Annotated in this window: 21 protein-coding genes; 8 read left to right on the top strand and 13 right to left on the bottom strand. The window is 71.5% G+C overall.

Annotated elements, in window-relative coordinates:
* Positions 1-315 precede the first annotated feature (315 nt).
* The 4 genes from LHA35_RS20290 to LHA35_RS20270 form a co-directional block, all read right to left on the bottom strand.
* On the bottom strand, positions 316-2,610 hold the full coding sequence (locus LHA35_RS20290; RefSeq protein ID WP_226611573.1) for a DUF3141 domain-containing protein: 2,295 nt from the start codon (positions 2,608-2,610) through the stop codon (positions 316-318).
* Positions 2,611-2,806: 196 nt separating this feature from the next.
* Positions 2,807-3,766 carry a TonB family protein gene (locus LHA35_RS28755; protein ID WP_264185673.1) on the bottom strand — a complete coding sequence of 320 codons (960 nt, stop codon included), beginning with the start codon at positions 3,764-3,766 and terminating at the stop codon, positions 2,807-2,809.
* Positions 3,767-3,850: 84 nt separating this feature from the next.
* Positions 3,851-4,117 (bottom strand): DUF6489 family protein, encoded by a 267-nt coding sequence (locus LHA35_RS20275; RefSeq protein ID WP_226611571.1) that lies wholly within the window; start codon positions 4,115-4,117, stop codon positions 3,851-3,853.
* 593 nt (positions 4,118-4,710) lie between these two features.
* Positions 4,711-4,941: a con-10 family general stress protein gene (locus LHA35_RS20270; protein WP_226611569.1), complete on the bottom strand. Its 231-nt coding sequence runs from the start codon at positions 4,939-4,941 to the stop codon at positions 4,711-4,713.
* Positions 4,942-5,285: 344 nt separating this feature from the next.
* Here LHA35_RS20270 and LHA35_RS20265 point away from each other — a divergent pair, with 344 nt between their 5' ends.
* The 3 genes from LHA35_RS20265 to LHA35_RS20255 all read left to right on the top strand — a co-directional run bounded on the left by LHA35_RS20265 (position 5,286) and on the right by LHA35_RS20255 (position 9,898).
* Complete coding sequence (locus LHA35_RS20265; protein ID WP_226611567.1) at positions 5,286-6,689, top strand: CoA transferase; 1,404 nt, start codon at positions 5,286-5,288, stop codon at positions 6,687-6,689.
* 384 nt (positions 6,690-7,073) lie between these two features.
* Positions 7,074-8,030 (top strand): Bug family tripartite tricarboxylate transporter substrate binding protein, encoded by a 957-nt coding sequence (locus LHA35_RS20260; RefSeq protein ID WP_226611565.1) that lies wholly within the window; start codon positions 7,074-7,076, stop codon positions 8,028-8,030.
* A gap of 746 nt (positions 8,031-8,776) precedes the next feature.
* Complete coding sequence (locus LHA35_RS20255; RefSeq protein ID WP_274708051.1) at positions 8,777-9,898, top strand: cytochrome-c peroxidase; 1,122 nt, start codon at positions 8,777-8,779, stop codon at positions 9,896-9,898.
* Between the two features lie 7 nt (positions 9,899-9,905).
* Here LHA35_RS20255 and LHA35_RS20250 read toward each other — a convergent pair whose 3' ends face one another.
* The 5 genes from LHA35_RS20250 to greB all read right to left on the bottom strand — a co-directional run bounded on the left by LHA35_RS20250 (position 9,906) and on the right by greB (position 14,329).
* Entirely contained in the window at positions 9,906-10,649 is a 744-nt protein-coding gene (locus LHA35_RS20250; RefSeq protein ID WP_226611563.1) for an amidohydrolase family protein, read from the bottom strand.
* A gap of 16 nt (positions 10,650-10,665) precedes the next feature.
* On the bottom strand, positions 10,666-11,658 hold the full coding sequence (locus LHA35_RS20245) for a Bug family tripartite tricarboxylate transporter substrate binding protein (RefSeq protein WP_226611554.1): 993 nt from the start codon (positions 11,656-11,658) through the stop codon (positions 10,666-10,668).
* Between the two features lie 46 nt (positions 11,659-11,704).
* Positions 11,705-12,571, bottom strand: a complete 867-nt coding sequence (locus LHA35_RS20240) for an alpha/beta fold hydrolase (protein ID WP_226611552.1) — start codon at positions 12,569-12,571, stop codon at positions 11,705-11,707.
* Positions 12,572-12,642: 71 nt separating this feature from the next.
* Positions 12,643-13,710 (bottom strand): hypothetical protein, encoded by a 1,068-nt coding sequence (locus LHA35_RS20235; protein WP_226611550.1) that lies wholly within the window; start codon positions 13,708-13,710, stop codon positions 12,643-12,645.
* An 88-nt stretch (positions 13,711-13,798) separates the two neighbouring features.
* On the bottom strand, positions 13,799-14,329 hold the full coding sequence (gene greB / locus LHA35_RS20230; RefSeq protein WP_226611548.1) for a transcription elongation factor GreB: 531 nt from the start codon (positions 14,327-14,329) through the stop codon (positions 13,799-13,801).
* A 145-nt stretch (positions 14,330-14,474) separates the two neighbouring features.
* Between greB and recO the strand changes: the two genes are divergently transcribed.
* The 3 genes from recO to parC all read left to right on the top strand — a co-directional run bounded on the left by recO (position 14,475) and on the right by parC (position 18,249).
* Complete coding sequence (gene recO, locus LHA35_RS20225; RefSeq protein ID WP_226611546.1) at positions 14,475-15,212, top strand: DNA repair protein RecO; 738 nt, start codon at positions 14,475-14,477, stop codon at positions 15,210-15,212.
* Positions 15,213-15,272: 60 nt separating this feature from the next.
* Positions 15,273-15,746, top strand: coding sequence for a hypothetical protein (locus LHA35_RS20220; RefSeq protein WP_226611544.1), 474 nt, complete (start codon positions 15,273-15,275; stop codon positions 15,744-15,746).
* Between the two features lie 151 nt (positions 15,747-15,897).
* Complete coding sequence (parC, locus tag LHA35_RS20215; RefSeq protein ID WP_226611542.1) at positions 15,898-18,249, top strand: DNA topoisomerase IV subunit A; 2,352 nt, start codon at positions 15,898-15,900, stop codon at positions 18,247-18,249.
* Positions 18,250-18,398: 149 nt separating this feature from the next.
* Here parC and LHA35_RS20210 read toward each other — a convergent pair whose 3' ends face one another.
* The 3 genes from LHA35_RS20210 to LHA35_RS20200 all read right to left on the bottom strand — a co-directional run bounded on the left by LHA35_RS20210 (position 18,399) and on the right by LHA35_RS20200 (position 22,138).
* Entirely contained in the window at positions 18,399-18,773 is a 375-nt protein-coding gene (locus LHA35_RS20210; RefSeq protein WP_226611540.1) for a DUF202 domain-containing protein, read from the bottom strand.
* A gap of 40 nt (positions 18,774-18,813) precedes the next feature.
* Positions 18,814-19,581, bottom strand: coding sequence for an arginyltransferase (locus LHA35_RS20205; protein ID WP_226611538.1), 768 nt, complete (start codon positions 19,579-19,581; stop codon positions 18,814-18,816).
* A 70-nt stretch (positions 19,582-19,651) separates the two neighbouring features.
* Complete coding sequence (locus LHA35_RS20200) at positions 19,652-22,138, bottom strand: penicillin acylase family protein (RefSeq protein ID WP_226611536.1); 2,487 nt, start codon at positions 22,136-22,138, stop codon at positions 19,652-19,654.
* Positions 22,139-22,229: 91 nt separating this feature from the next.
* Between LHA35_RS20200 and LHA35_RS20195 the strand changes: the two genes are divergently transcribed.
* Complete coding sequence (locus LHA35_RS20195; protein WP_226611534.1) at positions 22,230-23,279, top strand: zinc-dependent alcohol dehydrogenase family protein; 1,050 nt, start codon at positions 22,230-22,232, stop codon at positions 23,277-23,279.
* Between the two features lie 154 nt (positions 23,280-23,433).
* Here LHA35_RS20195 and LHA35_RS20190 read toward each other — a convergent pair whose 3' ends face one another.
* Positions 23,434-23,604: a hypothetical protein gene (locus tag LHA35_RS20190; RefSeq protein WP_226611532.1), complete on the bottom strand. Its 171-nt coding sequence runs from the start codon at positions 23,602-23,604 to the stop codon at positions 23,434-23,436.
* A 637-nt stretch (positions 23,605-24,241) separates the two neighbouring features.
* Here LHA35_RS20190 and LHA35_RS20185 point away from each other — a divergent pair.
* Positions 24,242-25,621 (top strand): tyrosine-type recombinase/integrase, encoded by a 1,380-nt coding sequence (locus LHA35_RS20185; RefSeq protein ID WP_226611524.1) that lies wholly within the window; start codon positions 24,242-24,244, stop codon positions 25,619-25,621.
* Positions 25,622-26,761: the final 1,140 nt, after the last annotated feature.

Raw genomic sequence — 26,761 nt, 5'->3', positions numbered from 1 at the left:
ACGCAATGCGTTGCGGATGCCGGGACGAAAAAGCCCGGATGCGGTCTCCGCATCCGGGCTTTCTTCTGGGCGCGAGCCGGAAGTTGATGGTGACCGGTCGACAGCCCCCTCGATCGCCGGAGGGTCTGCGCCGCAAACCCTGGCTGCATCGCGCCGGCGACGGGCGCCCGTCCGGGCGGCCGGCATGGCCGGAACATCCCGGCCGCTGGCCAACCCACCGGCCGGGAGAGCCTGCGCCCCGGCGGCGGGCAAGCCCTTCAACCGACGCGGCTTTCCGGCCCGCGCCGCACAGATCTCCAAGGCCGGCCGGCTCTGTCAGTCCTGCACTGCCGCCTGCTCGAAGCCCATCGGCACCAGGCCGTTGGCGATGCCGAGCGCGCTGCGCAGCTGCCGCAGCATGGCCTGCGCCGCCTCGCCCAGCTCCTCCTCCGGCCCGGCCACGCCTTCCACCGTGGCCATGGCGCGCCGCCGGTCGGCGACATTCGGCAGCAGCCTGGGCAGCGCCGCCAGGGCCTCGGCCGGGGCCATGCTGGCGATGACCGTCTGCTCGCGGATCAGCGCCTGGCGCGCGCTCGCGGTCATCTCGCTGAACGGCGCCTCGTTCTGCATCAGCGCGTTGGAGCGGGCGAGGCGCGAGCGCCGCACGCCGCCGCGCGCCTGGGCCAGCAGGATCATCATGCGCACCACCGCCTCGGCATAGCCGCCGGTGGAGATGCGGGCGAGGGCCTGGCGCACCTCCGGCGCATCCGCCAGCGCCGCGGCGGAGGGCGGCTCCTCCGGCGTCTCGCCGCCGGCGACACCGGCTGCCGCCAGCATGCCATAGACGCCGTGGAAGGCGATCTCGGTCCAGGCGTCGCGCCAGTCCCGCCAGGTATCGATGCTGCGCTCGACGCTGTCGGCCCAGAGCCGCTCCCAGGCCAGGAAGGGATTGTCGCGCCGCGCCGGGGCGCGGTGCTGCCGCGCCTGCTCCGCGAGGCCCGCGACCGGCGCCATGAAGGGGTTCCGGTCGCTGATCAGCGTGCGGCGCAGGCGCAGGGGGTGCATCTGCCGGCGCAGCTCGGCGGTCTCCTCCGTCGCCAGCTGGCGCACGATCGGCGCGGCGAAGAGATCATAGAGCGACTGGTTCAGCGCCGAGATCTTGGCGACCGCCGGGAAGGCCTCGTTCTTCGCCTCCCCGCTGCGGGCGCGGATGTCCGACATGGTCCGCTCCTTGAGCTCGACCTGCCAGGCATTGCTGTCGGGGTCCCGGGTGATCAGCATCTCGTAGAGGCCGGGGGCGACGCTGTCGATCAGCGTCAGCAGCTCGGCGATCTCGCTGTGCTCCTTCAGCGCGATGGCGCCGGAGACGAAGATGCCGAGATGCCCGATCTCGTCATGCATCAGGTAGACGATGGTCTGGCCGAGCGTCTTGATCTCCTGCTCGTCGCGGTAGACGTCGGCGATCCAGCGCAGCGCCTGGCCGGGGGGCGTGATGTTGTCGCCGGCCGAGGCGAAGACGATGACCGGGCTGCGCACCGCCCGCATGTTGAAGGTCGCGCCGCCGCCGGCCGAGATCTCGCCGCGGGCGAAGCGGTCGCCGATGAACAGGTTCTCGACGATCCAGCGGATCTCGTCCCGGTTCATCAGGAAGTAGCCGCCCCACCAGCGCTCGAACTCCAGGAAGCGCTCGGTCTCGGTATCGGCCTTCTGGAAGAGGTTGTAGTACTTCTTGAACCAGGTATTGCCGGGCGAGAGGCTCTCGAAATTCAGCACCAGGTTGGCGCCGTCGAACTTGCCGTTGCCGAGATCGGCCAGCAGCGCCGCGGGCCAGGAACCGCCGGCGAGGCCGCCCAGGTAGCGCATCGGGTTCCGCCCGCGCTCGCCCGCCCAGTAGGAGAGGGGGGCGCCGTTCAGCACCAGCGCACCGGTCAGCTCGGGCTGGCTGGCGCCCAGCATCATCACGGCCCAGCCGCCCTGGCAGTTGCCGATGACGACGGGCTTCGGCGCCGCCGGATGCGCCTCATGCACCTTCTCGAGGAAGATGCCCTCGGCCCGGGTGATGTCGAGGATGGTCTGCCCGGGCTCCGGATCGCGAAAGAAGATCACGAAATAGACCGGATGGCCGCGACGGAGCGCGACGCCGACCTGACTGTCCGACTTGAAGCCGCCGATGCCCGCGCCATGGCCCGCCCGCGGGTCGATGATGACGAAGGGGCGCAGCTTCGGATCGGTGGGCGGGCAGCCTGCCGGGACCTTGATGCGCACGAGCGCGTAATTGCAGGGCCGCGAGAGGGTACGGCCATCCACCACCATCTCCCAGTCGAAGACCAGCACCGGCGGGCAGCCGGCGGTCTCGTGCTCGACGAAGGTGTTGCCGGCCTGGCGCATGGCGTCCCAGAACAGGATGGCGCGCTGGCCAGCATCCACCGCATATTCCATGGCATCGCGCGCGAGCGCGGCGGGGTCGGCCGAGGGCGGTGGCACCTTCGGCGGCTCGAAACTCGGTCGCAGCGCCTCGGCCTGCCGGCGAGCCACATCCGCCAAGGCGCGCGCCTGGTCCATCACGCGGGACATGGTCTCGGCCCCGCGGAGCATCAGCTCACGGGCCGGGGGCGGTGTTACCACGGTCATTCGTTAGGCATTCCTTCTCGCGAGCCTATGGTGCACCGCAGCATGCTGCGGGTCCAGTGAAATGAGAAACCGGTGCAGATCGTCCGCGGCGGGGGCGCGCCACCGGAACCGGAGCCGCGCGGGTAACGCCCGGTCTGCCGCATGGCTCCCGCGCATTGCATCAGGGCGGAGGCATATGCCCGGATGCATCCTGCCGTCACTGCCGGATGATGTGCCAGTGCACCGTCAGGTTGACCTCCACTCCCCTGGGATCGGCACCCGGCGGAAACGGCGGCAACTGCGCGTTCCGGAACGGCATTTCCAGCCCGGAATCGAGCCAGAGCGAACCGGAGCGCCGCACCAGCCGCCAGGACCGGACCCGTCCATCCGGATCGACGATGAGCTGGATGCGGTTGGTGCCCTCATCGCCCACCACCGCCGCATTGGCGGGGTAGCGGACATGCTCGTCGATCCAGCGGCGGAAGGCGTTGCGCCAGTCCGGCCCGACCTCGGCGCCTCGGACCGTGACCTGGGGCTCCGGCCCGGTGCGGCCGGGGAGGGCGAGCGAGCCGAGCGAAAGATCAAGGCCCTGCCGCGCGGTGTCCGGCCACGGCGGCGGGGTGAGTTGCAGGCCCTGCGGCAGCCAGAGGCCCGGCAGCCGCTCCGCCGGCGGCTGCGGCGCCGGCCGGGCGGGGCGCGGCGGGGCCGTGACCGCCGCCTGCTGCTGCGGGCGCTCCTGGCGTGGCGCGGCCGGCGGTGGCGGAGGGAGCGGCAGCGCCTCGACCGGGGCCGGTGGGGGAGGCGGCGGCGGGGCAGCCTCCGCCAGCCTTGCCGCGGCCGGCGGCGGCGCGGGAGGTTCGGGCAGCGGCGGGGCCGGTACGGGCAGCGGCTCCGCCAAGGGGGCAGGGGCCGGGGGTGGCGTCGGTGGCGAGGGCGGCGGCGCGAGGGCCGGGGGGGCGCCCGGTTCAGGTTCGGCCGGCCGCTCGGGGGCGCCTGCCTGGTAGTAGACGGCGTAGGAGGGCGGCGGCAGCGGCTCAGGCGGGCGCGGGCGCGTGAGGGTGGCGAGGACCACCAGGGCCAGGAAGCCGGCATGCAGGAGAAGGGAGCCGACGAGCCCCGGGCGCAGCCCGGACCGGCGGCGGCGCGGCTGCCGTCCGACCCCCATAGACCCTGCCATGCTCATGGCAGCGGCCGGTCGCGCCCCGGCGGGCCAGCGACGCCGGCCGGCGCTTCGCCCCTCGCGGTGCTCCACCCTGGTCTGTCAGCCCTGGCCAGGCTTCCCGGTCCCGCCGCCCGGCGTGAACATGCGGAACATCGAGGCCATGGCGTCGCGCATCTGCTCCGGCGTCTGCGGGGCGAGCGGCATCCAGGTCTTCAGCAGGGCCTCCGGCGAGAGAACATTGACCGCATCCAGCATCTGCTGCTGCAGCTTGGCCATGACGGCATCCTGCATCGGCCGCAGATCGGGCAGGCCGAGGAACCGCCGCGCCTCCTCCGGGGTGCAATCGATCTCGACATTCACCTTCATGCCTCACGCGCTCCCCGCCGGTCCGGCCGATCATACTGTCCCGCATCAAGCCCCGCACCTCGATGCGGCCTCAGCCGCCGCTGGCGGCGGCAGCCCGGGACATGGGCCGTCCAACATCATATGGCGCCGCAACCGGCGCGCCGCCAGCACCCGCCGCGGCCTGGCGATGCCCCGGGATCGTCACCACCGGCCGGCTCCGGGAACAGCGTCGCTACCAGGAGGCGGGTTGCACGCCCCCGATGCCCGTCGGAAGCGCCAGGCTCTCGAACAGCAAGGGGGCGTGATCCAGGCCGGATGGGACGTTTCCCGGATTCCTGGCCGGGCGCGGCGGCTGCCCCATCGCGGCAGGCGGGCCGGGAGGCCGCGGCGTGCCAGGGCACGGGCCGGCGCCGGGAGCGGCACGGGGCCGGGGCTGTCTGCCGGGGCATCGGCGAAGCGCATGGCCTGTGCCGCCATGCGGCCCATGCACGCCGGATCCTGCCCGGGAAGGAAACGCAAGGTCCCGTGCGCGTGCCGGGGGGGGGCCGTCGGCTTCCGCCGTCCCTGCCGGCAGCCGGTGCCGGGGCGCATGACCCCGGGCACCGGCCGTGGGGTCACATCTTCGGCTTCTCCCCGGCGCCATGGCCGCCATGGCTGTGCTGGCCGCCCTTGCGGCCGGCCTCGACCGCCTTCTGGCGGTCATTGGCGAAATTGCCGGGATTGTTCGCCTTGCCCTGATGCGTGCCGCCCAGGCGGCCGGCCTCGCGGGCCTTCTCTCGGTCATTGGCGAAATTGCCGGGGTTGTGCCTGCCACCACCGCCACCCGAGGACTGCTGATTGGCCATGGCCGTTTCCATGTGTCTTGCTTCTGATGAAGCCACCGCAATGATGGCTCCACACCAGGAACGCGCAGCGCCGTCGCCGTTTCCCCGTTCTGCTTAAAAGTTGGACGTTCTGAGAACGGTTGCAGCGGGAGCCTCCTCCTACGCCGCTGTTTCGGGCGAGCGGGGCCCTCCCGGCCCGAGGTCCGACCATTCGGCCCGCCCATTGGCGCCCAGTCCCCCCCCCCCCGTCACCCGCTGGGTGGGACCACCCCGTTACTTTCCCTTGCCGGCAAAGCCGGCAACCATGCGCGGCCAGGCAGGGCACCAAGCTGCCGGCCCGCCGCAGCATGGACAGGAGGGGGCTGATGGCCGACCCGACACCGCGTGAGATCCTCGACGCGCTCTGGCAGGGAGCGGGTCTTGCCGGCCCGGCGCCGGCCGCGCTGAGCGGGGAGGAGCCGGTCCTGCCCTCCTCCTTCCGCATCGGGGCGGCCGCGCAGGCCGTGGTGGCCGCGGCGACGGCCGCGGTGTCTGAGGTCCACCGGCGCCGCGGCGGGCCGGCGCAGCAGGCCAGGGTTGCGATGCGCGAGGCCGCGCTGGAATTCGGCTCGGAGCGGTATCTCCGCCTGGACGGCAGGCCGGCGCCGGCAGGCTGGGATGCCATCGCCGGTACCTATCGCTGCGGCGATGGGCGCTGGGTCCGGCTGCACACCAACTTCCCGCACCATCGCACCGGCGTGCTGCGCCTGTTGGGCTGCGAGGGCACGCGCGAGGCGGTGGGCCAGGCGCTGCTGGGCTGGGAGGGGATCGCCTTCGAGCAGGCGGCGGCCGAGGCGGGGATGTGCGTCGCCGCCATGCGGAGCTTCGCCGAATGGGATGCGCATCCACAGGGGCAGGCAGTGGCAGGGCTGCCGCCGCTGCGCCTCGAGAGGATCGGGGAGGCGCCGCCGGTCCCGCTGCCGCCGCTTGCCGCGCGGCCGTTGCAGGGGTTGCGGGTGCTGGACCTGACGCGGGTCATCGCCGGGCCGGTCTGCGGGCGGACCCTCGCCGCGCATGGCGCCGATGTGCTGCATGTCAGCGCGGCGCATCTGCCCTCCTTCGACGACCTGCTGCCGGATACCGGCCGCGGCAAGCGCAGCGCCGCGATCGATCTGCGGGCGGAGGCGGGCAGGGACACCCTCCAGGGCCTGGTGGCGGGGGCCGATGTCTTCCTGCAAGGCTACCGGCCGGGCGCGGTGGCCGGGCATGGCTTCGCGCCGGAGGCGCTGGCGGCGCTGCGGCCGGGCATCATCTGCACCTCGCTCTCGGCCTATGGCGAGGTGGGGCCCTGGGGCGGGCGGCGCGGCTTCGATTCCCTGGTCCAGACCGCCAGCGGCTTCAACCATGCCGAGGCGGTGGCGGCCGGCGCCGATCCCTCTGGCCCGGCGCCCAGGGTGCTGCCCTGCCAGGCGCTCGACCATGCCTCCGGCTTCCTGCTGGCCTTCGGGACGCTGGCGGCGCTGCTGCGGCGGGCGGAGGAGGGCGGATCCTGGCTGGTCCGCGTCTCGCTGGCCGGAACGGGGATGTGGCTGCGCCGGCTCGGGCGGCTGGAGGGCGCCTTCGGCGTGCCGGTGCCGGAGATCGATGAGCTCGGCGAGTTGCTCGAGGAGATGCCGAGCGATTTCGGCCGGCTGACCGCGCTGCGGCATTCCGGCCGGCTGCCGGAGACGCCGCCGCGCTGGGCGCTGCCGCCGGTGCGGCTGGGGACGCATCCCGCGGCCTGGGCGTGAGGCACGACGGCGGACCGGGCGCGGTTCTCCGGCCTGCCAAGGCGCTCCGGCGTGGCGACCCGCTTGCAGCGGCCTTCCCGAGCGGAAGCAGGCAGGGGCGAATGGCAAGACTGTCGAGGCGGGTGGTGCAGGCGCCGTACTGGCCGAGTCTTTCGCCACAATATCGCAACGTCCCGCAGGGCGTAGACCAGCGCCATCCCGGGGGGCGTCCATGGTCGGGCTGCCGGCGGGGCGGTTGATGGTCATCGCCGCGGTCCGGGTCGTCCGTCCGATCCCTCCCGGTGCCCGGCTGGCCGCCGGGCTTGCATTCCGGCGCGTAAGGCAGCCTAAAGCGCCGCCTGCGTCCATGCCGCCGGCGTGATGCGGCATTTCCGGGAGGACCTGATGAGGAAACGATTCACCCTGGGCCTTGTGGCCCTTGCCCTGCTGGCCCTGCCGGCGGCGGCCCAGACCTTCCCCGACCGGCCGGTGCGGCTGGTCGTGCCCTTCGCGCCCGGCGGCGCGACCGATGTCGGCGCCCGGGTGCTGGCGGAGGCACTGGGCCAGGTGCTGCCGCAGCCGGTGGTGGTGGAGAACCGCCAGGGCGGCGCCGGCATGGTCGCCTCGGAATTCGTCGCCCGCGCGGCGCCGGACGGCCACACCATCCTGTTCAACAACACCAGCCATGCGGTGCTGCGGGTGGTGGTGCCGAACGCGCCGATCGACCCGATCCGCCAGCTCTCGCCGGTCACCGTCCTGTCGGAGATGCCGATGGTGATGCTGGTGGCGAACAGCTTCCCGGCGAAGGACGGCCGGGAATTCCTGGCCGCGGTGCGCGCGGCGCCCGGGAAGTACGATTATGGCAGCACGGGCGGCGGCGGCACGCTGGGCATGGCGGCGCTGCTCTTCCAGCGCACCGCCGGCGTGCGGATGAACGAGATCCCCTATCGCGGCGGCGCGCCGGCGACGCTCGACCTCGCGGCCGGGCGCATCAGCCTGGTCTTCGACATCGCGCTGACCGGGCTGCAGACGGCGAAGGGCGGCCAGGCCCGCGCCTTTGCGGTAAGCGGGCCGGAACGCAGCCCGGCGGCACCCGAGATCCCGACCTGGCGGGAGATCGGCGTGGATGCCGAGATGGTGGTCTGGCAGGCGATGTTCGGCCCCACCGCGACGCCCGCGCCGATCCGGGACGCGCTGCATGCCGCGGTGGTAAAGGTTCAGCAGATGGAGGCTGTCCGGCGGAAATGGACGGAACTTGGCGTCGACCGCGTGCTGGCGACGACCCCCGCCGAGGCCGAGCGCTATGTCGCGCGTGACGTGGAGCGCTGGGAAGGGCTGATGGCGACCGCGCAGCAGCGCTAGGGCGGATCGCTCCCGGGCGTGAACGCCCGGGAGCGTGACTCCGCCCGAACAACAGAGAGCCACAGCGGATGGGCGTTCGGATGGGAACGCCCATCCGCCGTAGGGCGGATCACGGACGGGCATGAACAAGGCGCCCCGCGGAGTGTGCCGGGCAAGGTCCGCGGAAGCCCCGTCCTCAGGGCGCAGGATGCTGCTCGGCAAGCAATGACCTGCAGCGACCGTTGGAGCCACGCAGGCGGCGTGACTGGCGTATTCGAGCAAGGACCGGACCATCCAGCCCACGCCATGCCGCGCCTCGGATGGCTTGGCACGAAACGGCGCAGGCCGTGAACGACAGCGGGGCACCATGATCCCCTGCCAGCGCGGGTTGCCGCTCTCCGCCCGAATCGATGTTCGCCATCGGCGCGGCCGAGGGCGCCGCGGCCGGCTGGGATCATCCTTGCTGCGCGTCGGCTGCGCGGCTCGGCCCGCAGCCGCGCGCTTCCTGCACGACAGGACCGCCTGCGCCGGGCTTTGCTGTTGCGGCGTGGCATGAGCAGCGCGGTTTGCGCGCTGAGGGTTCCCCGCCTTGCGCTGGCGCAAGGCAGCGTTGCGCAAGCGCGCGACCATTCGCCCCGCACGCGAAGGAACGGGGCTGCGATCCATCCTCGATGACGAGGCCAGCGGGCTGCCGGATGTCTCCCCGCCCCGTTCGCCGCCGCGGCGATGGCCGGTCCCGGCCCAGGGACCGGGAACAGGAGATGGACATGCGACGATTGCTGATGGCCGGTATTGCCGGTGCCGCCCTGATGCTGGGCGCGCCCGCGATGGCCGCCGATGACGACGCCCTGCACAAGGCGGCGGTCGAGAATTTCAAGCCGATCCCGGCCATGGTGCCGAGCGTGCAGGGCAACCCGGTAACGCGGGAGAAGATCGATCTCGGCCGGATGTTGTTCTTCGATCCGCGCATCTCGGCCAGCGGCTTCCTGAGCTGCAACTCCTGCCACAACCTGGCGATGGGCGGCGGCGACAATATCGAGACCTCGATCGGCCATGGCTGGCAGCGCGGCGGCCGCAACGCGCCGACCGTGCTGAACTCGGTCTTCAATGCCGCGCAATTCTGGGATGGCCGCGCCGCCGACCTGCGCAGCCAGGCGACCGGCCCGATCCAGGCCGGAGTCGAGATGGCGGCGACGCCCGAGCACGTGCTCGGCGTGCTGAACAGCATCCCCGAGTACAGGCAGCGCTTCACCACCGCCTTCCCGGGCGAGCCGGCGCCGGTCAGCTTCGCCAACCTCGCCAAGGCGATCGAGGCCTTCGAGGCAACGCTGATCACGCCGCATTCGCGCTTCGACCAGTATCTGGAGGGCAACCGCGGCATCCTGACGGCGCAGGAGAAGAAGGGCCTCGGCCTGTTCATCGAGACCGGCTGCGTGGCCTGCCACAACGGCGTCAATCTCGGCGGGCAGGACTACTTCCCCTTCGGCGTCGTGGAAAAGCCGGGCGCCGACATCCTGCCGCCGGGTGACCGCGGCCGCTTCCAGGTGACCCGCACCGCCGCCGACGACTATGTCTTCCGCGCCGTGCCGCTGCGCAATGTCGCGCTGACCGCGCCCTATTTCCACACCGGCAAGGTGTGGGAGCTGGAGCAGGCGGTCTCGATCATGGGCACCAGCCAGCTCGGCAAGGAGCTGAGCAAGGATGAGGTCGCGGCCATCACCGCCTTCCTGCGGACCCTGACCGGCGAGCAGCCGCGGGTCGAGCTGCCGATCCTGCCGGCGAGCACGGCGGAGACGCCGAAGCCGCAGCCCATGGCGGGGATGCAGCCCCCGGCACCGGCTTCCGCCGCGCCCGCGGCGCCGGCCGCCCCGGTGCGCCAGCGCCGCTGAGCAGGGGCTACAACCGGTAGAAGGCCCGGGCCGTGTCATGCAGCGCGGCCCGGGCCAGCGTCTCGCCCAGCACGCTGCGCAGCAGGTCGATATCCGTCGGCGCGAAGGGGCGGGCGGCGCGGACCGAGGGCAGGTCGGTGCCGAACATCAGGGCGGCCGGGGCGACCGCCGCGATCCGCTCCAGCGCGCGCGGCACATTGAGCGCGACCCGGCCGAAGCCGCTGGCCTTCACCTTGGTGCCGGCGCGGGCAAGGTCCAGCACCACCGGCAGCCCCGCCTCCGTCATGCCGAGATGGTCGATGACGAGCGCGGGCAGCCGCGCCAGCGCGTCCACCGCCGGCGCCAGCGCCGCGGCATCGGCATAGACCTGGGCATGCAGGCCGCAGGCGGCGGCGCGCACGGCATGGGCAGCGACGGCCTGCGCATCGCTCCATTGCCCGCGCCAGAGGCTGTAGCGCAGGCCCCGCACGCCGGCCGCGGCCAGGGCGCGCATCGCCTCCTCCTCCTGCGCCGCGTCCGCCTGGGCCACCACGGTGAAGCCGGGGCCGAGCGCCGCCGCGGCCTCGAGCAGCGGCCGCGGGTCGCCGCCCTGCACGCTGCCCGCGACATTCACCCCGCCGAGGATGCCAAGGGCCCTGGCCCGGGCGCGGTACTCCTCCACGCCGAAGGGCGGCGGGACGAATCCGGCATGGCCGGGCATGGCCTCGTCCGGGGCGAAGATGTGGAAATGGGCGTCGATGATCGGCGGCATGCCCGGGCGCTCCGGCTCAGTCCGCGGTGATCTTCGCCTCGCGCACCAGCACCTCCATGGCCGCGCGTTCCTTCCTCAGGAAGTCGGCGAATTGCGCCGGATCGGTGCCGAGGCCGATGGCGCCGAGCGCCGTGAGGCGCTGCTGCACCACCGGATCGGCGAGCGCCGTGAGGCAGGCGGCATGGATGCGTTCCACCGCCGGCGCGGGCAGGCCGGCGGGGCCATAGACACCGTTCCACTCCGCCTGGTCATAGCCGGGGAAGCCCTGCTCCGCGACGGTCGGCACATCGGGCAGGGAGGAAACCCGGCTCGCGGTGGAGACGGCGAGCGCGCGCAGCCGTCCCTCCTGCACCAGGGCGGCAGCCGAGGCGACGGTGGCGAAGCCGAAATCCACATCGCCCGCCAGCACCGCCTGCAGCGCTGGTCCGCCGCCGCGATAGGGCGCGTGCGTCAGCTCCACCTGGGCGCGGCTCGCCAGCAGGGCGGTGGCGATGTGGTTGGAGATGGCATTGCCGGAGGAGGAGTAGCTGAGCCGTCCCGGCTGCGCCTTCGCGCGCCCGAGCAGGGCGTCCAGGGTCCGGAAGGGGCTCTCCGGCTTCACGATGAGGATCAGCGGGTAGACCGTGACGCGGCTGATCGGCGTGAAGGCGGTGTGGTAATCGAAGGCGAGGTTGCGGAAGATGAAGGGCGCGACCGCCTGGTTCGCCGCATCCACCAGCAGCGTGGTGCCGTCCGGCGCGGCGCGCGCCACCTCCTGCGCGCCGATCGTCCCGCCGCCGCCGGCGCGGTTCTCCACCACTGCGGGCTGGCCGAGGACGCCGGAGAAGACCGGGGCGAGGAGCCGCGCCGTGGTGTCGGCGCCGCCACCCGGGGTGAAGGGCACCACCAGCCGCACCTGTCGCGGCGGCGCCCAGTTGGACAGCGCCGGCCCGGCGGGCAGCGCCGCCAGCAATGTCGTGCCGCCGGCGAGCAGCCCGCGGCGCCCCATGGTGATTCGGTCGTGATGCATCCTGGCCTCCCGGTGCCTCCAGGATAGGCCGCAACGGGCCTGCCGCCTACCGCCCGGTCCGGCGGCGCAGCATGTCGGGCAGCATGGCGTTGAAGGTCTCCGCCGCCTCATAGGCCACCCAGTGGCCGGCGCCCGGGACCACGCCGGTCCAGGCCTCGGGCTGCACCTCGCGTAGCGCCTGGAAGCGCAGCTCGACCTCCGGCCAGGCGATCGCGTCCCGCTCGCCATAGAGCAGCGCGACCGGGCAGCGCGCCCTGGCGATGGCATCCTTCAGCGAGGTGCTGCTGGCGAAGCCGCGGCTCTGGAAACGGGCGTGGCGGGTGTTCCATTCCTGGATCACCAGCGCCAGCGCATCGATCCGGGCCGCGTCGGCGAACATCAGCGCGGCGAGGTTGTGGCGATGCGCCGCGATGCGCGCCTCGCCCTCCAGGCTGCGGACCTTCGTCAGCTCCGTCACCTGCCGCTTCAGGCCGAGCGCGCCGGCGCCGACCAGCGTCACGCTGCGCAGCTCCTCGCCCGCCTGGGCCGCGACATGGCCCGACAGCAGCGCGCCGAAGGAGAAGCCGCAGAGGTCGTAGCGCGTGCCCGCGCCGAGGACCCGGGCGATTCCCTCCCGCACCACCGCGGCCACGGGGGCGGGCGTCTCGGCCGGCGGGGGCATGGCGCTCTCGCCGAGGCCGGGCAGGTCCGGGCAGACCACTATGCGATGCCGCGACAGCGGGCCGATATTGCGGGTCCAGTGCCGCCAGGAGCCGCTGCCGCCATGCAGCAGCACCAGCGGCTCGCCCTCTCCCCAGACGCGCCAGGCCATGCTGCCCTCGCCGCAGGGCGTCTCCAGGCGACGGGCGGCGGCATCGAGCCGGGCGAGCAGCGCCTCCGGCGCTTCCCATGTCCTGGTCAGGACGTCCTGCATCACGTCTTGGTCCCGCTTCCCTGTCCCGGCCATGCTTTGTCGGCCGGGCGGGGCGGGCTGGCAAGACAGGCTCAGCGCGCCCGGTTGGTGAAGCGGGCATTCCCGAGCCCGGTGCCGATGGTCAGCACGCCCCAGTGCTTGACATCGTCCATCCAGGGCACCTGGCTCAGCCCCTGCACCACGGCATCGTTGTGCATGACCACCACCGTCTCATGCCCGCCGATCTCGGGCAGGGTGGCACGCAGGCGTTCGGGCAGGTTGAAGCGGCTGCTTTCCCAATTGCCCGGCAGGTTCTGCGCGCCCTTCTCGATGCTGCCATCCGGCCGGATGCGGCCGGGGCAGCCGACGCCGATGAAGGGCGCGAGGTGCAGCCCGCGCTTCTCCGCCTTGCGCATCAGCTCGCCCATCATGGCGCAGAGCCGGTCGATCGCCTCCTCCCGCGCCGGCTTGTCCGCCCGGTGCTGCCAGATCTCGCTCTCCCAGATGCAGGCTTCCGACAGATTGGCCGCCTTCTTCAGATGCTGCCGCACCAGGCCGGCGCGCATGTTGGAGCCGCCGATATCCACCGCCAGGAGCGCATCATGCCCCTTGAAGATCCAGGGTGGGGCAAGCTGCACGGCGCCGATCATCCCGGCCTCGTCCGGATCGTGGCGGATGGGGACGAGGTCGATGTCGATCTTGTCGCCCTTCAGCAGCATGGCGGTGCGACCGATCGCCAGCTCGCCGACCCGGCTGCCGCGCATGCCGCCGCCGATGACGATCCGCTCCGTGCCGCGCCATTCCTTCAGCTTCAGCAGGGCCTTCACGACGGCGGTGAGGGACTGGGCGAATTCCTCGACCACGCCATGCACCAGGCCCGCGGCCTCGGTATCGCCGCTCGCCAGCATGTCATCCAATTGGCGGCGGTGGATCTCCTGGGTCGGCGCCTCGCCCAGCGGATCCTCCTTGTCCACCTCGCGCAGGCGCTTGCGCCACCAGTCGAGGATGGCCTTGAAGGCCCGGCTGCTGGCGCGGTCGCCGAGGAAGCCGTCGGGCGTGCGCAACTCGGCATTGTAGCTGTCCACGGTCACCGCCGGCAGGCTGTCCGCGCCGTGATCCTGGAAGCGCGGTGGGGCAGGGCGGGTATCCGGGTCACTCATGAGAGCGGCAACGCCGCGCCGCGCCCGACGTTGCCGACCGCCCCGGTCGGCTGTTGGAGTGCGGGCGAATCCCTCCGGCGCCCCGGGCTCAGCGCTCGGGGTAGCGGATCTCCACCACCTCGATGGTCTCGACGCCCTGGGGCGTGCGCAGCTTCACCTGATCCCCGATGCGGGCCCCGAGCAGGGCGCGGGCGACCGGGGAGACCCAGGAGATGCGGCCGGCATGGCTGTCCGCCTCGTCCACGCCGACGATGGTGATGGTGACCTCGCGGTCGTCCTCCCGCGCATAGGTGACCGTCGCGCCGAAGAAGACCTGCTCGCGCTTCGTCTGGGCGGCCGGGTCCACCACCTGCACGCGTTCCAGACGCTTGCGCAGGAAGCGGACGCGGCGGTCGATCTCGCGCAGGCGGCGCTTGCCGTACTGGTAGTCCGCATTCTCCGAGCGGTCGCCGAGGCCGGCGGCCCAGGACACCACCTCGACCACCTTCGGCCGCTCCTCCGTCCAGAGGCGCTTCAGCTCCGCCTCCAGCGCCGCATGCCCGGCGGGGGTCATGTAGAAGGGTGTTCCCGGCGGCAGGCCGGGCGGGCCGGCCTCGTCGTAGTCATCGTCGTCGCTCATGCCGCGAGGTGTAGTCCCGGGCCGGGCCGGCGGAAACAGACAGACCGGCGCCTCCCTGGCCTCCGGCGATGGGCCTCGCGCCGCGAGCACCCGGCCTGCCGGCGCCCGCTGTCCGGAGAGGCGGGGCAGGCCATATTGTGCGGCGATGGAATGGCAGGCCCCCGCCGTGGTGCTCGATGCCCGCCCGCTCGGCGAGAGTGGCGCGGTGGTCTCATTGCTGACCGAGGCGCATGGGCGGCATGCCGGCCTCGCCAAGGGCGGCGCCTCCCGCGCCCAGGCGCCGCTCTGGCAGCGGGGCAACCTGGTCGAGGCGCGCTGGGTGGCGCGGCTGCCGGACCAGCTCGGCAGCCTGAGCGGCGAGCTGGTCCACCCGGCGGCGGCGCTGGCGCTGGAGGACCCGCTGGCGCTGGCGCTGCTCTCCTCGGCCTGCGCGGTGGCGGAGGGGGCGCTGCCGGAGCGGGAGCCGCATCCGCGCTGCTTCCAGGGCCTCGTCTCCCTTATTGCCCGGCTGGCGCGCGGCGCCGGGGCGCTGCTGCCGGATTACGTGCGGTGGGAGGCGGAGCTGCTGGGGGAGCTGGGCTATGGCCTCGACCTCGCCCGCTGCGCCGCCACGGGCGCGACGGAGGACCTGGTTTGGGTCTCGCCCCGCACCGGCCGGGCCGTCAGTGCCGCGGCGGGGGAGCCCTGGCGGGACCGGCTGCTGCCGCTGCCGCGCTTCCTGCTCGGCCAGTCCGGCGGGGAGGGGCCGGCGGAGTGGCTCTCCGGCCTGCGGCTGACCGGGCATTTCCTGGCCCGCGACGTGTTCGGGGAGCGGCCGGGCGGGTTGCCGCAGGCGCGGACCATGCTGCAGGACCGCGTGGCGCTTCTGGGGGGCGTGACGTGATAGGCTCGGCCGGGACTGCCCCGGGCGGGACAAGCCCGTCGGCGAAGCGGAGCCAGGCTGTTGCGCATTCCCCTCTCCCGGCGAGCCCTCGCCGGTCTCCTCATCCTGTCGCCCGGCCTCGCCGCGGCGCAGCCGGCGCCGGACCTGCCGACCCCCGCCGGGCCCTTCCTCGAGATCGTGCCGACCGGCGGCCATGGACCGGTGCGGCTGGCTGCCGCCCAAGTCGTCCGGATCGGCCGGGCGGAGGGCTATACCGTGATCGACACCGCCGCCTGGGTGCAGCAGCGCACCGTCGAGGCCGCGGAGTCCGTCGCGCGGCGGGTCTCGGCCACCGGCCAGCGCCTGGTGCCGCTGACCGATCTCAGCGGCCAGCGCTGCTGGCTGGCGGCCGAGCGGGTGGTGCTGGTCCGCGGCTCGGAGGACCGGCACGCCACCGGGGCGCGTGCCGCCCTCGTCCTGGTCGGGCTGCGCTTCGGGCAGGACGTGGCGGTGCGGGAGACGGTGGAGGAGGTGATGGCCGCGCTCGGCCGGTGAGGCGGCCCGATGACCGAAGGGCCGGATGGCCCGGAGGTCTGGATCGGCCTGCCCGGACAGGAGCCTTTCCGTTGCCAACCAGGCGTCGTTGTGGCGCCAGCCGCCCGGACCGGCTAGAACCTCTGAGAACATAGCGCGAATCCCGGACCCCATGCCCGACGACATCAAGGCCCCGCCGGCCGGCCCGGACGGCGGCAACATCAAGGACGCCCGCCTGGCCGATGCGCTCTCCGAGCGCTACCTGGCCTATGCGCTGTCCACCATCATGTCCCGCTCGCTGCCGGATGTGCGGGACGGGCTGAAGCCGGTCCACCGGCGCCTGCTCTGGGCGATGCACCAGCTGAAGCTCGACCCGGCTGCCGGCTTCAAGAAATGCGCCCGCATCGTCGGCGACGTCATGGGCAAGTACCACCCGCATGGCGACGCCGCGATCTACGACGCCATGGTGCGCCTCGCCCAGGACTTCGCTGCGCGCTACCCGCTGGTCGAGGGACAGGGGAATTTCGGCAATATCGACGGCGATAACGCCGCGGCCATGCGCTACACCGAGGCCCGGCTGACCGAGGTGGCGCAGGCCATGCTGCAGGGAATCGACGAGGATACCGTCGATTTCCGCGCCACCTATGACGGGGAGGAGCAGGAGCCGGTGGTGCTGCCGGCGGCCTTCCCCAACCTGCTGGCGAATGGCGCGAACGGCATCGCGGTCGGCATGGCGACCAGCATCCCGCCGCACAATGCCGGGGAACTCTGCGACGCGGCGCTGGCGCAGCTTGCGCTGTTCCGGGAGAAGGGCCTGACGCTGGCCGCCGTGGCGACCACGGCGCCCGAGGCGCGCGCCGCCTTCCTGGACACCTCCCTCGCGCCCATGCTGGCGGTGCTGCCGGGCCCCGACTTCCCGACGGGCGGCGTGCTGGTGGAACCGCCGGAGGCGATCCGGGAGGCCTATGCCACCGGCCGCGGCGGCTTCCGGGTGCGGGCGCGCTGGGAGAAGGTGGCCGGCAGGAACGGCACCTGGACCGTCGTGGTCAGCGAGATTCCCTACCAGGTCCAGAAGGCCAAGCTGATCGAGCAGATCGCGGCCCTGCTGGAGGAGAAGAAGCTGCCGCTGCTCGGCGATATCCGGGACGAGAGCACCGATGTGGTGCGCATCGTGCTGGAGCCGAAGAACCGCACGGTGGACGCCGCCGTGATGATGGAGACGCTGTTCCGCGCGACGGGCCTCGAGGCGCGCATCCCGCTCAACATGAACGTGCTGGATGCCGACCGCACCCCGCGCGTCATGGGCCTGCCGGAGGTGATCTGGAGCTGGCTGGACCACCGGCATGTGGTGCTGGTCCGCCGCACCGAGCACCGGCTGGCGGCGATCGCCCGCCGGCTCGAGATCCTCGACGGCTATCTGATCGTCTACCTGAACCTGGACGAGGTCATCCGCATCGTCCGCGAGGAGGACAAGCCGAAGGAGGCGCTGATGGCGACCTTCTCGCTGACCGAGGTGCAGGCCAACGCCATCCTCGACATGCGGCTGCGGGCGCTGCGCAAGCTCGAGGAGATGGAGATCCGCCGCGAGCACAAGAAGCTCTCGGCGGAGCAGAAGACGCTGCAGGGGCTGATGAAGTCCGAGGGCAAGCGCTGGGAGGCGATCGAGGCCGAGCTGGCCGCGACCAAGGCGAAGTTCGGCGGCGGCACGCCGGTGAAGGGCGCCGATGCCGCCGCGCATCCCTGGGTCCGCGACCCCTATGCCCGCCGCACCGAGACCGGCCGGGTGCTGCCGGCCGTGCTGGTGGACGAGGCGGCCTTCGTCGAGAAGGAGCCGATCACCGTCATCCTCTCCGAGAAGGGCTGGATCCGCGCCCAGAAGGGCCACATCGCCGAGGATGCCGAGCTGCGCTTCAAGGAGGGCGACCAGCTCCATACCTGGGTGCATGCCCAGAGCACCGACCGCATCGTCCTCCTCGCCACCAATGGCAAGGCCTATACGCTGAAGGCCGAGGCCATCCCGCGCGGCCGCGGCGATGGCCAGCCGGTGCGGCTGATGGTGGACCTGACGAATGAGGACGCGATCGTCCGGATGTTCGTGCATGAGGACGGCAAGCGCTTCCTCCTGGCGTCCACCGATGGCAGGGGCTTTCTGGTGAAGGGCGAGGATCTGCTGGCCGAGAAGCGGACGGGCAAGCAGGTGCTGGTGGTGGAAGCCGGGAAGGAGGCCGCGGTCTGCGCCGAGGCCGAGGGCGACACCGTCGCGGTGATCGGGACCAACCGCAAGCTGCTGCTCTTCCCCCTCGACCAGGTGCCGGAGATGGCCCGTGGCCGCGGTGTGCAGTTGCAAAGCTACAAGGATGGCGAGCTCTCGGACCTCAAGGTCTTCGCCCGGAAGGAGGGGCTGACCTGGATGCTGGGCGACCGGCAGCGGGTGGAGACCGACCTCACGGGCTGGCGCGGCAACCGCGCCGGGGCGGGCAAGCTGCCGCCGAACGGCTTCCCGAAGAGCAACCGCTTCGAGTAGGCGCAGAGCGCGGGACGCGGCGCGTCGCCAAGGACCTGCGGCGGACCGGCCTTCAGGCAGGAACGCAAGCCGCTGCAGGCGCGGACGGGGCCGGAAGACGGGGCCAGAACCGGGGGGCTCGCATTCCGGCCCCGCCGCCCCGGGGCCGCTCAGGTCCCGCCGGTCCGCCCGAACCAGACGCCGAGCAGCGCGCCGAGCGCGACCAGCAGCAGCCCGCCATTCACCACCAGCAGCAGGGCGGGCGGGATGCGCCAGACATCGGAGCGCCGCGGCGCATCGTGGCCAGGATGCAGGTCCCGCCAGACCGCGACCGCGAAGCAGAAGGCGGAGAACAGCACCAGCAGCGTCGCGTTGAACAGGATGGCCCATTCCGGCAGCACATTGCCGAGCGAGGTCTTGGCGCCGACACCGGCCGCGAGCGAGACGAGGCCGGTGCGCACCCAGGCGGCATAGGTCCGCTCCGCGGCGAGCACCGTGCGGTCGGCGGCATAGAAAACCCGGGGGTCGTGGCTCTCATCCGGCATGCCACCGGCAACGCGCCGGCCGCCTGCCGGCTTCCGGAGGCTAGCCGGCCGTCTCCGGCACAACCGGCTCCTCGGCCGGCACCATGGTCTCCTCCAGCACCCGCCAGATGCCGCCGGTCAGCACCTCGCTCGGCCGGAAGCGGCTCTTGTAGGACATCTTCCGGCTCTCCGGGACCCAGTAGCCCAGATAGACGAAGGGGAGGCCGAGGGTCCGGGCGCGGGCGACCAGCCAGAGGATCGCCCAGGAACCGAGCGAGCGCCGCGCCGCCGCCGGGTCATAGAAGGAATAGACCGCCGAGAGCCCGTCCGAGAGCCAATCGGTCAGGCAGGCGCCCAGCAGCCGGTCATTCGCATCGCGGAACTCGACCATGCCGGTCGTGATCGGCGTGTCCTCGACCATGGCGCGGTAGTCGTAGAAGCCCATTGCCGCCATGTCGCCTTCGCCGTGACGGGCCTGCTGGTAGCGCTGGAAAAGCTGGAACTGCTCCGCCGTCGCCCGTGCGGGCATCTCGAACCCGGCGAGGTCGGCATTGATCTTCTGCAGCTTCCGCTGGGCGCGGTTCGGCTCGAACTCGGTGGCCAGGATGCGGATCGGGATGCAGGCATTGCAGCCGGGGCAGACCGGCGAATAGGCGATGTTGTGGCTGCGCCGGAAGCCGGCCCGGGAGAGACGGTCATGCAGCGCCTCCGCATCCGGGCCCGTCAGCTCGGTCACGATCTTCCGTTCCGTCCTGCCCGCCAGGTAGGGGCAGGGGAGCGGCGCGGTGGTGTAGAAGAACTGCGGGCGACGATTGGGGCGGTGCAGCATCGGCAGGGAGCAGTGTCGGTGGGACGGGGCGTGGAATCAACCACTTCGGCGCAACAAGGTTCGCTGGATTTCAGGGATCCAGGCGGAACCGGCCATGCAACTCACCCGGCGCCCGGCGCAATGTGATCATGCCGCCATCCCGCCAGCGCGCCAGCAGGTCCCCCCAATGGCGGGAGGCCGGGTGGCCGGACTGGCCCGTGGCGATGATCGCGGTGGTCCGGTCCGGGTCGGCGAGGTCAGCGACCAGCCGCAGCCCGGCGCCATGGACATGCGCGTAGGGCTCCGCCCCGAAGCCGCGGATGCCGCCGCGGGCGAGGGTCCATTCATCCCCGCCGGTCGCGGCGGATAGGCTGGTGAGCGGGCCGAGGCCGGGCAGGAAGCGCAGCAGCGGGTGCTCGAAGCGCGCGACATGGGCGCGGCCCCAGCGCCAGTCCGCCGGCCTGCCTCCCTGCATGGTGGCCAGCCGCCCGACCGCATCCCGCAGTGCCTGGTCGGCCAGCGCGGCGCAATCACCGCCGCACCAGGGCGCGCCCCGTCCATCGGGGGCCAGCACGTGGCGGAGGAATTCCGCCCGCGGCCGCCAGGCGCCCTCCGCCACGCCGCCCCGCGCCAGGGCCAGCCGGCCGACCGCCTCGATCCAGGCGTTGAAGATCAGCGGCTCGGGCCGGTCGGCCGCGACATCGCCATCCCAGGCCAGCAGCAGGTCGCGGGCATCGCCGGCGATGCCCTCCGGCCGCGGCGGGCGCCGCAGCAGCGCGTCATGGCCCCGGAGCAGGTCGCGGGCGAAGACCGAGACGGTGTCCCGCTGCATGGCGGCGAAGCCCGGCGCGTCATGCTCGGGCTGTTCGGCCAGCAACTCGCCGAGGCGCCGGAAGCGCCAGTCATCCGGCCAGTCGCGCCCGAGGAAGACCGCGCTGTCCGGCGGCACCGGGCGGTTGTTGGCAGTGGCGATGACGCCGGTCGCGGGATCCTCGACATGCGGCAGCGCATCGAAGGGGATCCAGCCGGACCAGTCATGGCTGCCATCCCAGCCGGGGGCAGGGAGCACGCCATCCCCGGCGCGGCGCACCGGTGTCCGGCCGGTCAGGAACATCCCGATCCTCCCATGCCGGTCCGCCACCATCAGGTTCTGCGGCGGGCTGCTGATCCGGGAGGCCGCCGCCCGCGCCTCGGCCAGCGAGGCGGCACGGTTGAGGGCCAGCAGCCCGGCCGCGGAACTGTCCGCCGGGGCGAGGTTCGCCATCGCAACGGCGAGCACCCGGTCGGCCGGAATCGTCTCGTCGAGGTCGGAGAGGACCGGGCCGTGCCGCGTCTCCCTGACCCGCAGCCGGACGGGATCGGAGCCGCGGACCCGGATCACTTCCTCCCGCACCGTGAAGGGGCGGGGCCCCTCCGGTGTCTCATAGAGATCGGGACCCGCCAGGCGCTCGACGAAGACATCCTGGGTGTCGGAATGGGTGGTGGTGAAGCCCCAGGCGAGGTCGGCATTGCGGCCGATGACCATCAGCGGCACGCCGGGGCTGGTGGCGCCCGCCAGCATCCGGCCGTCAGCCAGGTCGATCCGCGCGAGGTACCAGAGGATGGGCGCCTGGAAGCCGAGATGCGGGTCGGCGGCGAGCAGCGGCGCGCCGGAGGCGGAACGCGCGGGCGCGACCGCCCAGGCATTGCTGGCCGAGGCGGGCAGCGTCCCCGGCTCCGGGAAGCGCGGCAGCGCCGCCGCCAGCCGGCCGAGATGCCCGGCATCGAGCGCGGCGAGGTCCGGCCGTCCGGGGCTGGCATCCTCCGGCCAGAGCTCGCGCTGCCGCTCGGCCGGCAGGATCGCCGCGAGGCGCGCCCGGTCCAGCTCGCTCCGCCAATTGCCGGAGAGCCAGAGGCCCATGACCTTGGCCCAGAGCAGGCTGTCCGCCGGGCGCCAGGGCGCGGGGGTGCCCAGGAGCAGGAATTCCGGCGCGGCGAAGCGGCCCCGGGCCGCGATCCAGCCATTCACGCCGGCGGCATAGGCCTCCAGCAGGGCCCGAACCTCCGCCGGCAGGGTGGCGAGGTCCTCCTCCGCCCGTCGGGCCAGGCCGAGGGTGCGGACGAAGCGGTCGGCGCGCAGCGTCGCCGGGCCGGCGATCTCCGAGAGGCGGCCGGAGGCGCCGCGCCGCATCATCTCCATCTGGAAGAGCCGGTCCCGCGCATGCAGCCAGCCGAGCGCCATGGCGGCATCCGCCTCATCCCGTGCGGCGATGCGGGGGATGCCGTGCGCATCGAGCGTGACCGTGACGCGGCCCGAGAGGCCCGGCAGCGTCGCCATCCCCTCCCGCCCGGGCAGGGTCCACCAGACGAGCCCGGCGATCGTGCCGCCGAGGGCGAGGAACAGCAGCGCCAGGGCGAGCAGGAGGCGGCGCAGCCAGCGCCAGGCGGCGCGCGGGCGGCGGGGCGGCTTGGGGGACAGGGCGGTCAGCCCGCGCGGGGCGGCACGGAGGCCGGCATGGCATCGACCATCATCGGCCCGACCTAGCGCGAAGCGCCCGGCCGCGTCCATGCGTGCGATGCGGCGGGTGGCCGGTGCCATGGAAGGGGCACGCCCCGCGGCGAAGCGGGTTCCGCCCCGCCGTCGATCCGCCTAGCATCCGTCCCAACGACCAAGAGGATGGAGGAAGCGCATGCGGGGCGTCGTGTTCAACGGGGACCGGGAGCTGGAGATCATGTCCTTCCCCGACCCCACGCCGGGCTTCGGCGAGGTGGTGCTGGAGATGAAGGCCTCCGGCATGTGCGGCAGCGACCTGAAGCAGTACCGCCGGCCGAAGGGCGTGCGCCAGGGCATGGGCCTCGCCGCTGCCGAGGGGCCGGTGATCGTCGGGCACGAGCCCTGCGGCGTGGTCGCCGCCATCGGCCCGGGCGTCGATCCGCGCCATGCCAGGCTGGGCGACCGGGTGATGGTGCACCACTACCAGGGCTGCACCACCTGCGGCCATTGCCGCACCGGCTGGCAGCAGCTCTGCCAGAAGACCTCCGTGAAGGTCTACGGCAACAACGCCCATGGCGGCCATGCGCAGTACATGTGCGTGCCCGCGAATACCCTGGTCCCGCTGCATGAGGGGCTGAGCTTCCAGGCGGGCGCCGCCATCTCCTGCGGCACCGGCACGGCCTGGGGTGCGCTCAGGCGCATGAACATCTCCGGCAACGACACCATCGCCATCTTCGGCCAGGGGCCGGTGGGCCTCTCCGCGACGCAACTCGCCTCGGTCATGGGCGCGCGGGTGATCGCGCTCGACATCTCCCCGCAGCGGCTGGAGCGGGCCAGGGCCTTCGGCGCGGCCGAGACCATCAACCCTTCCAACGTGGATGCGGTGGCTGCCATCCGCGACCTGACGCATGGGCTCGGCGCCGACCTCACCCTCGATACCTCCTCCTCGCCGCAGGCGCGCATCCAGGCGATCCGCGCGCTGAAGGTCTGGGGCACCTGCTGCTTCGTGGGCGAGGGCGGGGAGGTGACGATCGACGTCTCCCCGGACATGCTGCGCCGGCAGGCGACGGTCATCGGTTCCTGGACCTTCTCCTCGGTCGGCCAGGCGGACTGCGCGCAGTTCATCGTCGACCGCAACATCAAGGTGGACGACCTCTTCACCGAGACCTGGCGGCTGGACCAGGCAGAGGAGGCCTACAAGCTGTTCGATACCCAGACGAGCGGCAAGGGCGTGTTCCTGCTCTGACCCCCACCGGGCCTGGCTGCGGCCCGTGTCATGCCAACGGCCCGGATGCGCGACCGCATCCGGGCAGGAATGCCGCGCCTGCTGCGGGCGGCAGACGCCGCCTCGGCACGGGCGCCCGGCCGCGCCGCGGCGGCACCGGTCGCGGCCGCCCGTATCAATCCCCGAGCAGGACGATGCGTTCGGGCTGGGCCGGAGCGGGGTTCCAGTCCGCGCGGATGCTGGCGTAGCGGCTGGCGACGCAGCCCCAGAAGAACAGGTTGCCGAGGAGGAGCATCGCCGCAAGCGCGGCATTGCTGCGGGGCAGGTGCTGCGGGCTGGGGGGCATGGTTGGCCTCCTGACCCGAGGCAGCATGCGGCGCCGCCATGCGGATTGCGGTGCGCCGGGGCACAGGCCGGGATGCGGTCGAGCGAGGTGTTGCCATCCGCAGGCCGCCCGTCCGGTTCAGCCTTTGCGCAGGATGGGAGCGTCCGGCATCACGCGGCCAGGGCCGGCCATGCGCAAGGCATGGATGCCCGGCATCCGCTTCGCCGCCACGACCGCCTGCGGCTGCGCCCGGCCAGCCCTGCGCGTCGAGCCCGGTGGGGCGGGCAGCCGCCGGTGCCCGGCACCAGCGGCTGTGCGAAGGGCATGGCGGCGGCGAGGACACGTCCCGCCGCCGAAGCCCGTATCAGGCCATGTTCACCATGATGGTCTTCTTGTGCGTGAAAAACACAATCATGCCTAAGCTCTTGATCTTGCACATGCCCCTGTAGAACACGCGCGGGAACGTGATGCAACGTTTCTGCACAGCGAAAGAAAAAACGGTGATGATTGCAGTAAAGATTGGCAAGAGCGCGACGAAAAAAGTATAAGAGGGAAGTGGAAAGGCAAGAAACCTGCACAATTTGGCAAGTGGTTCTGCCCTGAAGCCCGGCTCTCCTTGGCAAGCGGTCGATCGGAATACAAGCCAAGGAGCCCAAGAATGGCCCAAGTCATCCCTCTGTTCGGCAGCAGGCCGAAAGTTGATCCGGTTAATTCTGCCGTCGCGCCCGAGCCCGCACAGGAGCCGGAGCTCGCGAAGCAGACAGCCGAGACGGAGCAGGTATCGTTGCACGACGGCGATCTCGTCGTCTACCGGCGCCCCAACGCGAGCAGCAAGTGGCAATATCGCCTACGTCTGCCCGGCGGCGAGTACGAGCGCAGGACGACAGGAAAGCGCACGCTCGACGACGCGAAGAAGGTAGCTGAGGCGAGGTATCAAGAGGTTAGGTGGCGGGAGCAGCGCGGCCTCAGCACCAAGGCCACGCCCTTCGCCACTGCAGCCGAAGCCTACATCGCTCACCGCGTCCGCGACGCCGACCAGGCGCCCGCGGCGAAGCGCGCTGCGAGGATGCGCAAGGCGGAGATGGAGGCGAGCATGATCCGGCGCTACCTCCTGCCCCACTTCGGCGACGCGCCGCTCGATGAGGTGGACGCGCAAGCGGTCGAACGCTTCCAAGACGCATATTTCGAGCAGTGGAAGGCGGGGCAGGGGGCGAAGCGCGTCCAGTACCGCACTCGCGACAACAAGGGGCGGGAGTACACGAAGTCCCTCGCGGTGCAGATGCCCGGCACGCACATCCGCAAGCCGGGCGTGAACAGCCGGATCCTGTTCGAGCGGCTGGTGAGGCACATCTTCGAGCGCGCCATCAAGGATGGCCGTATTGCGAGAACGGAGATGCCAGAGCTTGACGCAACCAAGTTCGTCCGTAACCGTCGCGGTGCATTCAGTGCAGCAGAGCAGGCGAAGCTGCTGGCTCACCTGGAGAGCCGCATCGAGAAGACCACGAAGAAGCACCACCAGGCGTCGCGCCGGCTGCTGTGGCTGTGGGTACGCTTCCACCTACTGACCGGGCTCAGGCCGGGGGTGGAGGGCACCACGCTCAGGTTCCGGGATGTAGAGTTCGTCGATGGCCAGACGCCGCACTACGTGGTGCGAGTCCAGCAGGGCAAGACCGGTTCTCGGCCCGTGGTGGTGGATTTGCGGCTCAAGGAGGTCATAAATTCCATTGAGGCGCAGCACCCCGATCCGAAGCCCGACGCCTGCCTCTGGGTAAAGCCAAACGGGGAGCCCACCACGCGCTTCGGCGAGGGCTTTAAGGGCGTGCTGGAGGAGCTCGGCCTCAGCCGCGATGCCAATGGATTGCTGCGGACCGCGTACAGCATGCGCCATTCGTTCATCACCGACGCGATCCAGCGCGGCGTCAATCTGAGCATGCTGGCGGACAACGCGGGGAATTCGGTGGAGCAGATCTCGGCGCACTACGACCACGTGATCCACACGCAGCACGCGGCGGAACTCCTGAAAGGGGTCACCAGCTAGGTGGACGGAACAGCAGGATACGCCTGAGCGTGGGCTATCCTGCCCAGATAGGCGCCATCCGGTGGAAGCTGGGCTAGCGGCTCGAGAGTTGCCAGCCGCGCGTCGACATTCGACTCCACGGCGCGGCCGACAGGCTTGGAACTAGGCCGCCGCGCCTGAACTCAGCGACCACCGAGATGTCGCCCTTCGCCGGTCTGTCCGCTCTATATCTTGCTAACGCCTGGCGAGATCGGGAAAATCCATTGCTTTCGCACTCGGGCGGGCAGTGATGCTCGGCAATGACGGTCTCCATAGGTGGTAGAAAAGCTGAGTTGCAGCTGCATCTCGTTAGAACTCGGCGTGACTGGACACACGAACTGATCTTCTGCCTGGATCTGAAAGGAGAAATGTGGTGAGTTCGGAGAAAATTAATGCAGGCCGATCCAGTCCTCCACTTACCGAGGATGAATGGATTCTGCTGCTGGACGTTTACCTGCGGAACCGGAATCAGTCGCTCGCACCCTCTCATCCTGCATTGAAGGAGGCCAGCTCTGTCCTTCAGATGCTGGGCGAGAAGACGGGACGAGCGACCGGACCTGCTTTCCGCTCGACGACAGGCCTAAGTCGGCAGGTAAGGCTGTTCCGTGACCTAGAAAGTGGGAAATCCGACTCCCAGCCAAAGCCAACAGCGACTGTCAGTGCTGTTTGGAATCGGTATTCTGCGGATCCGGAGCTCTGCCGAAAGACGGCAGAAGAGATTCGTATGCGCATCAGGTAATTGCTGGGTGTTGTAGTACCTTGTGCCGCTTTCGGGTGGGAGCGAGCGCACGACGTGCATAGGTGACACCTGCCAAGCACTGCGTTTTCGCAGAAGCACGCGGGAGCGAATCGCGCTTATGGGCGGCCGAATCGCTCCAACAGCCACTTTGTGTCCGTTCTCTGCGGCACCCTGCGCCCACTAGGCCCCTTCAGCATGGCGACAATCGACCGAGATTCGTCTGGACCTACACTGATGTGGATCGGGCGGTCCCGACCGTAGAAGGAGCTACGCGGGAAACTGGGTGACGGCCAGCCGATCAGGCGGCGGTCTGTGCTGGCGTCTCCTTGACCTCGACGCCATTGCGGAACCTGACACCCTGGATGACCTTCGGCAACTGGTTC

Origin of the sequence: Roseicella aerolata (genome assembly GCF_020523605.1) — a bacterium.
GTDB classification, from domain to species: Bacteria; Pseudomonadota; Alphaproteobacteria; order Acetobacterales; family Acetobacteraceae; genus Paracraurococcus; species Paracraurococcus aerolatus.
Note: the sequence above shows the minus strand (reverse complement) of the source record. Positions and strands in the feature narration are given on the sequence as shown.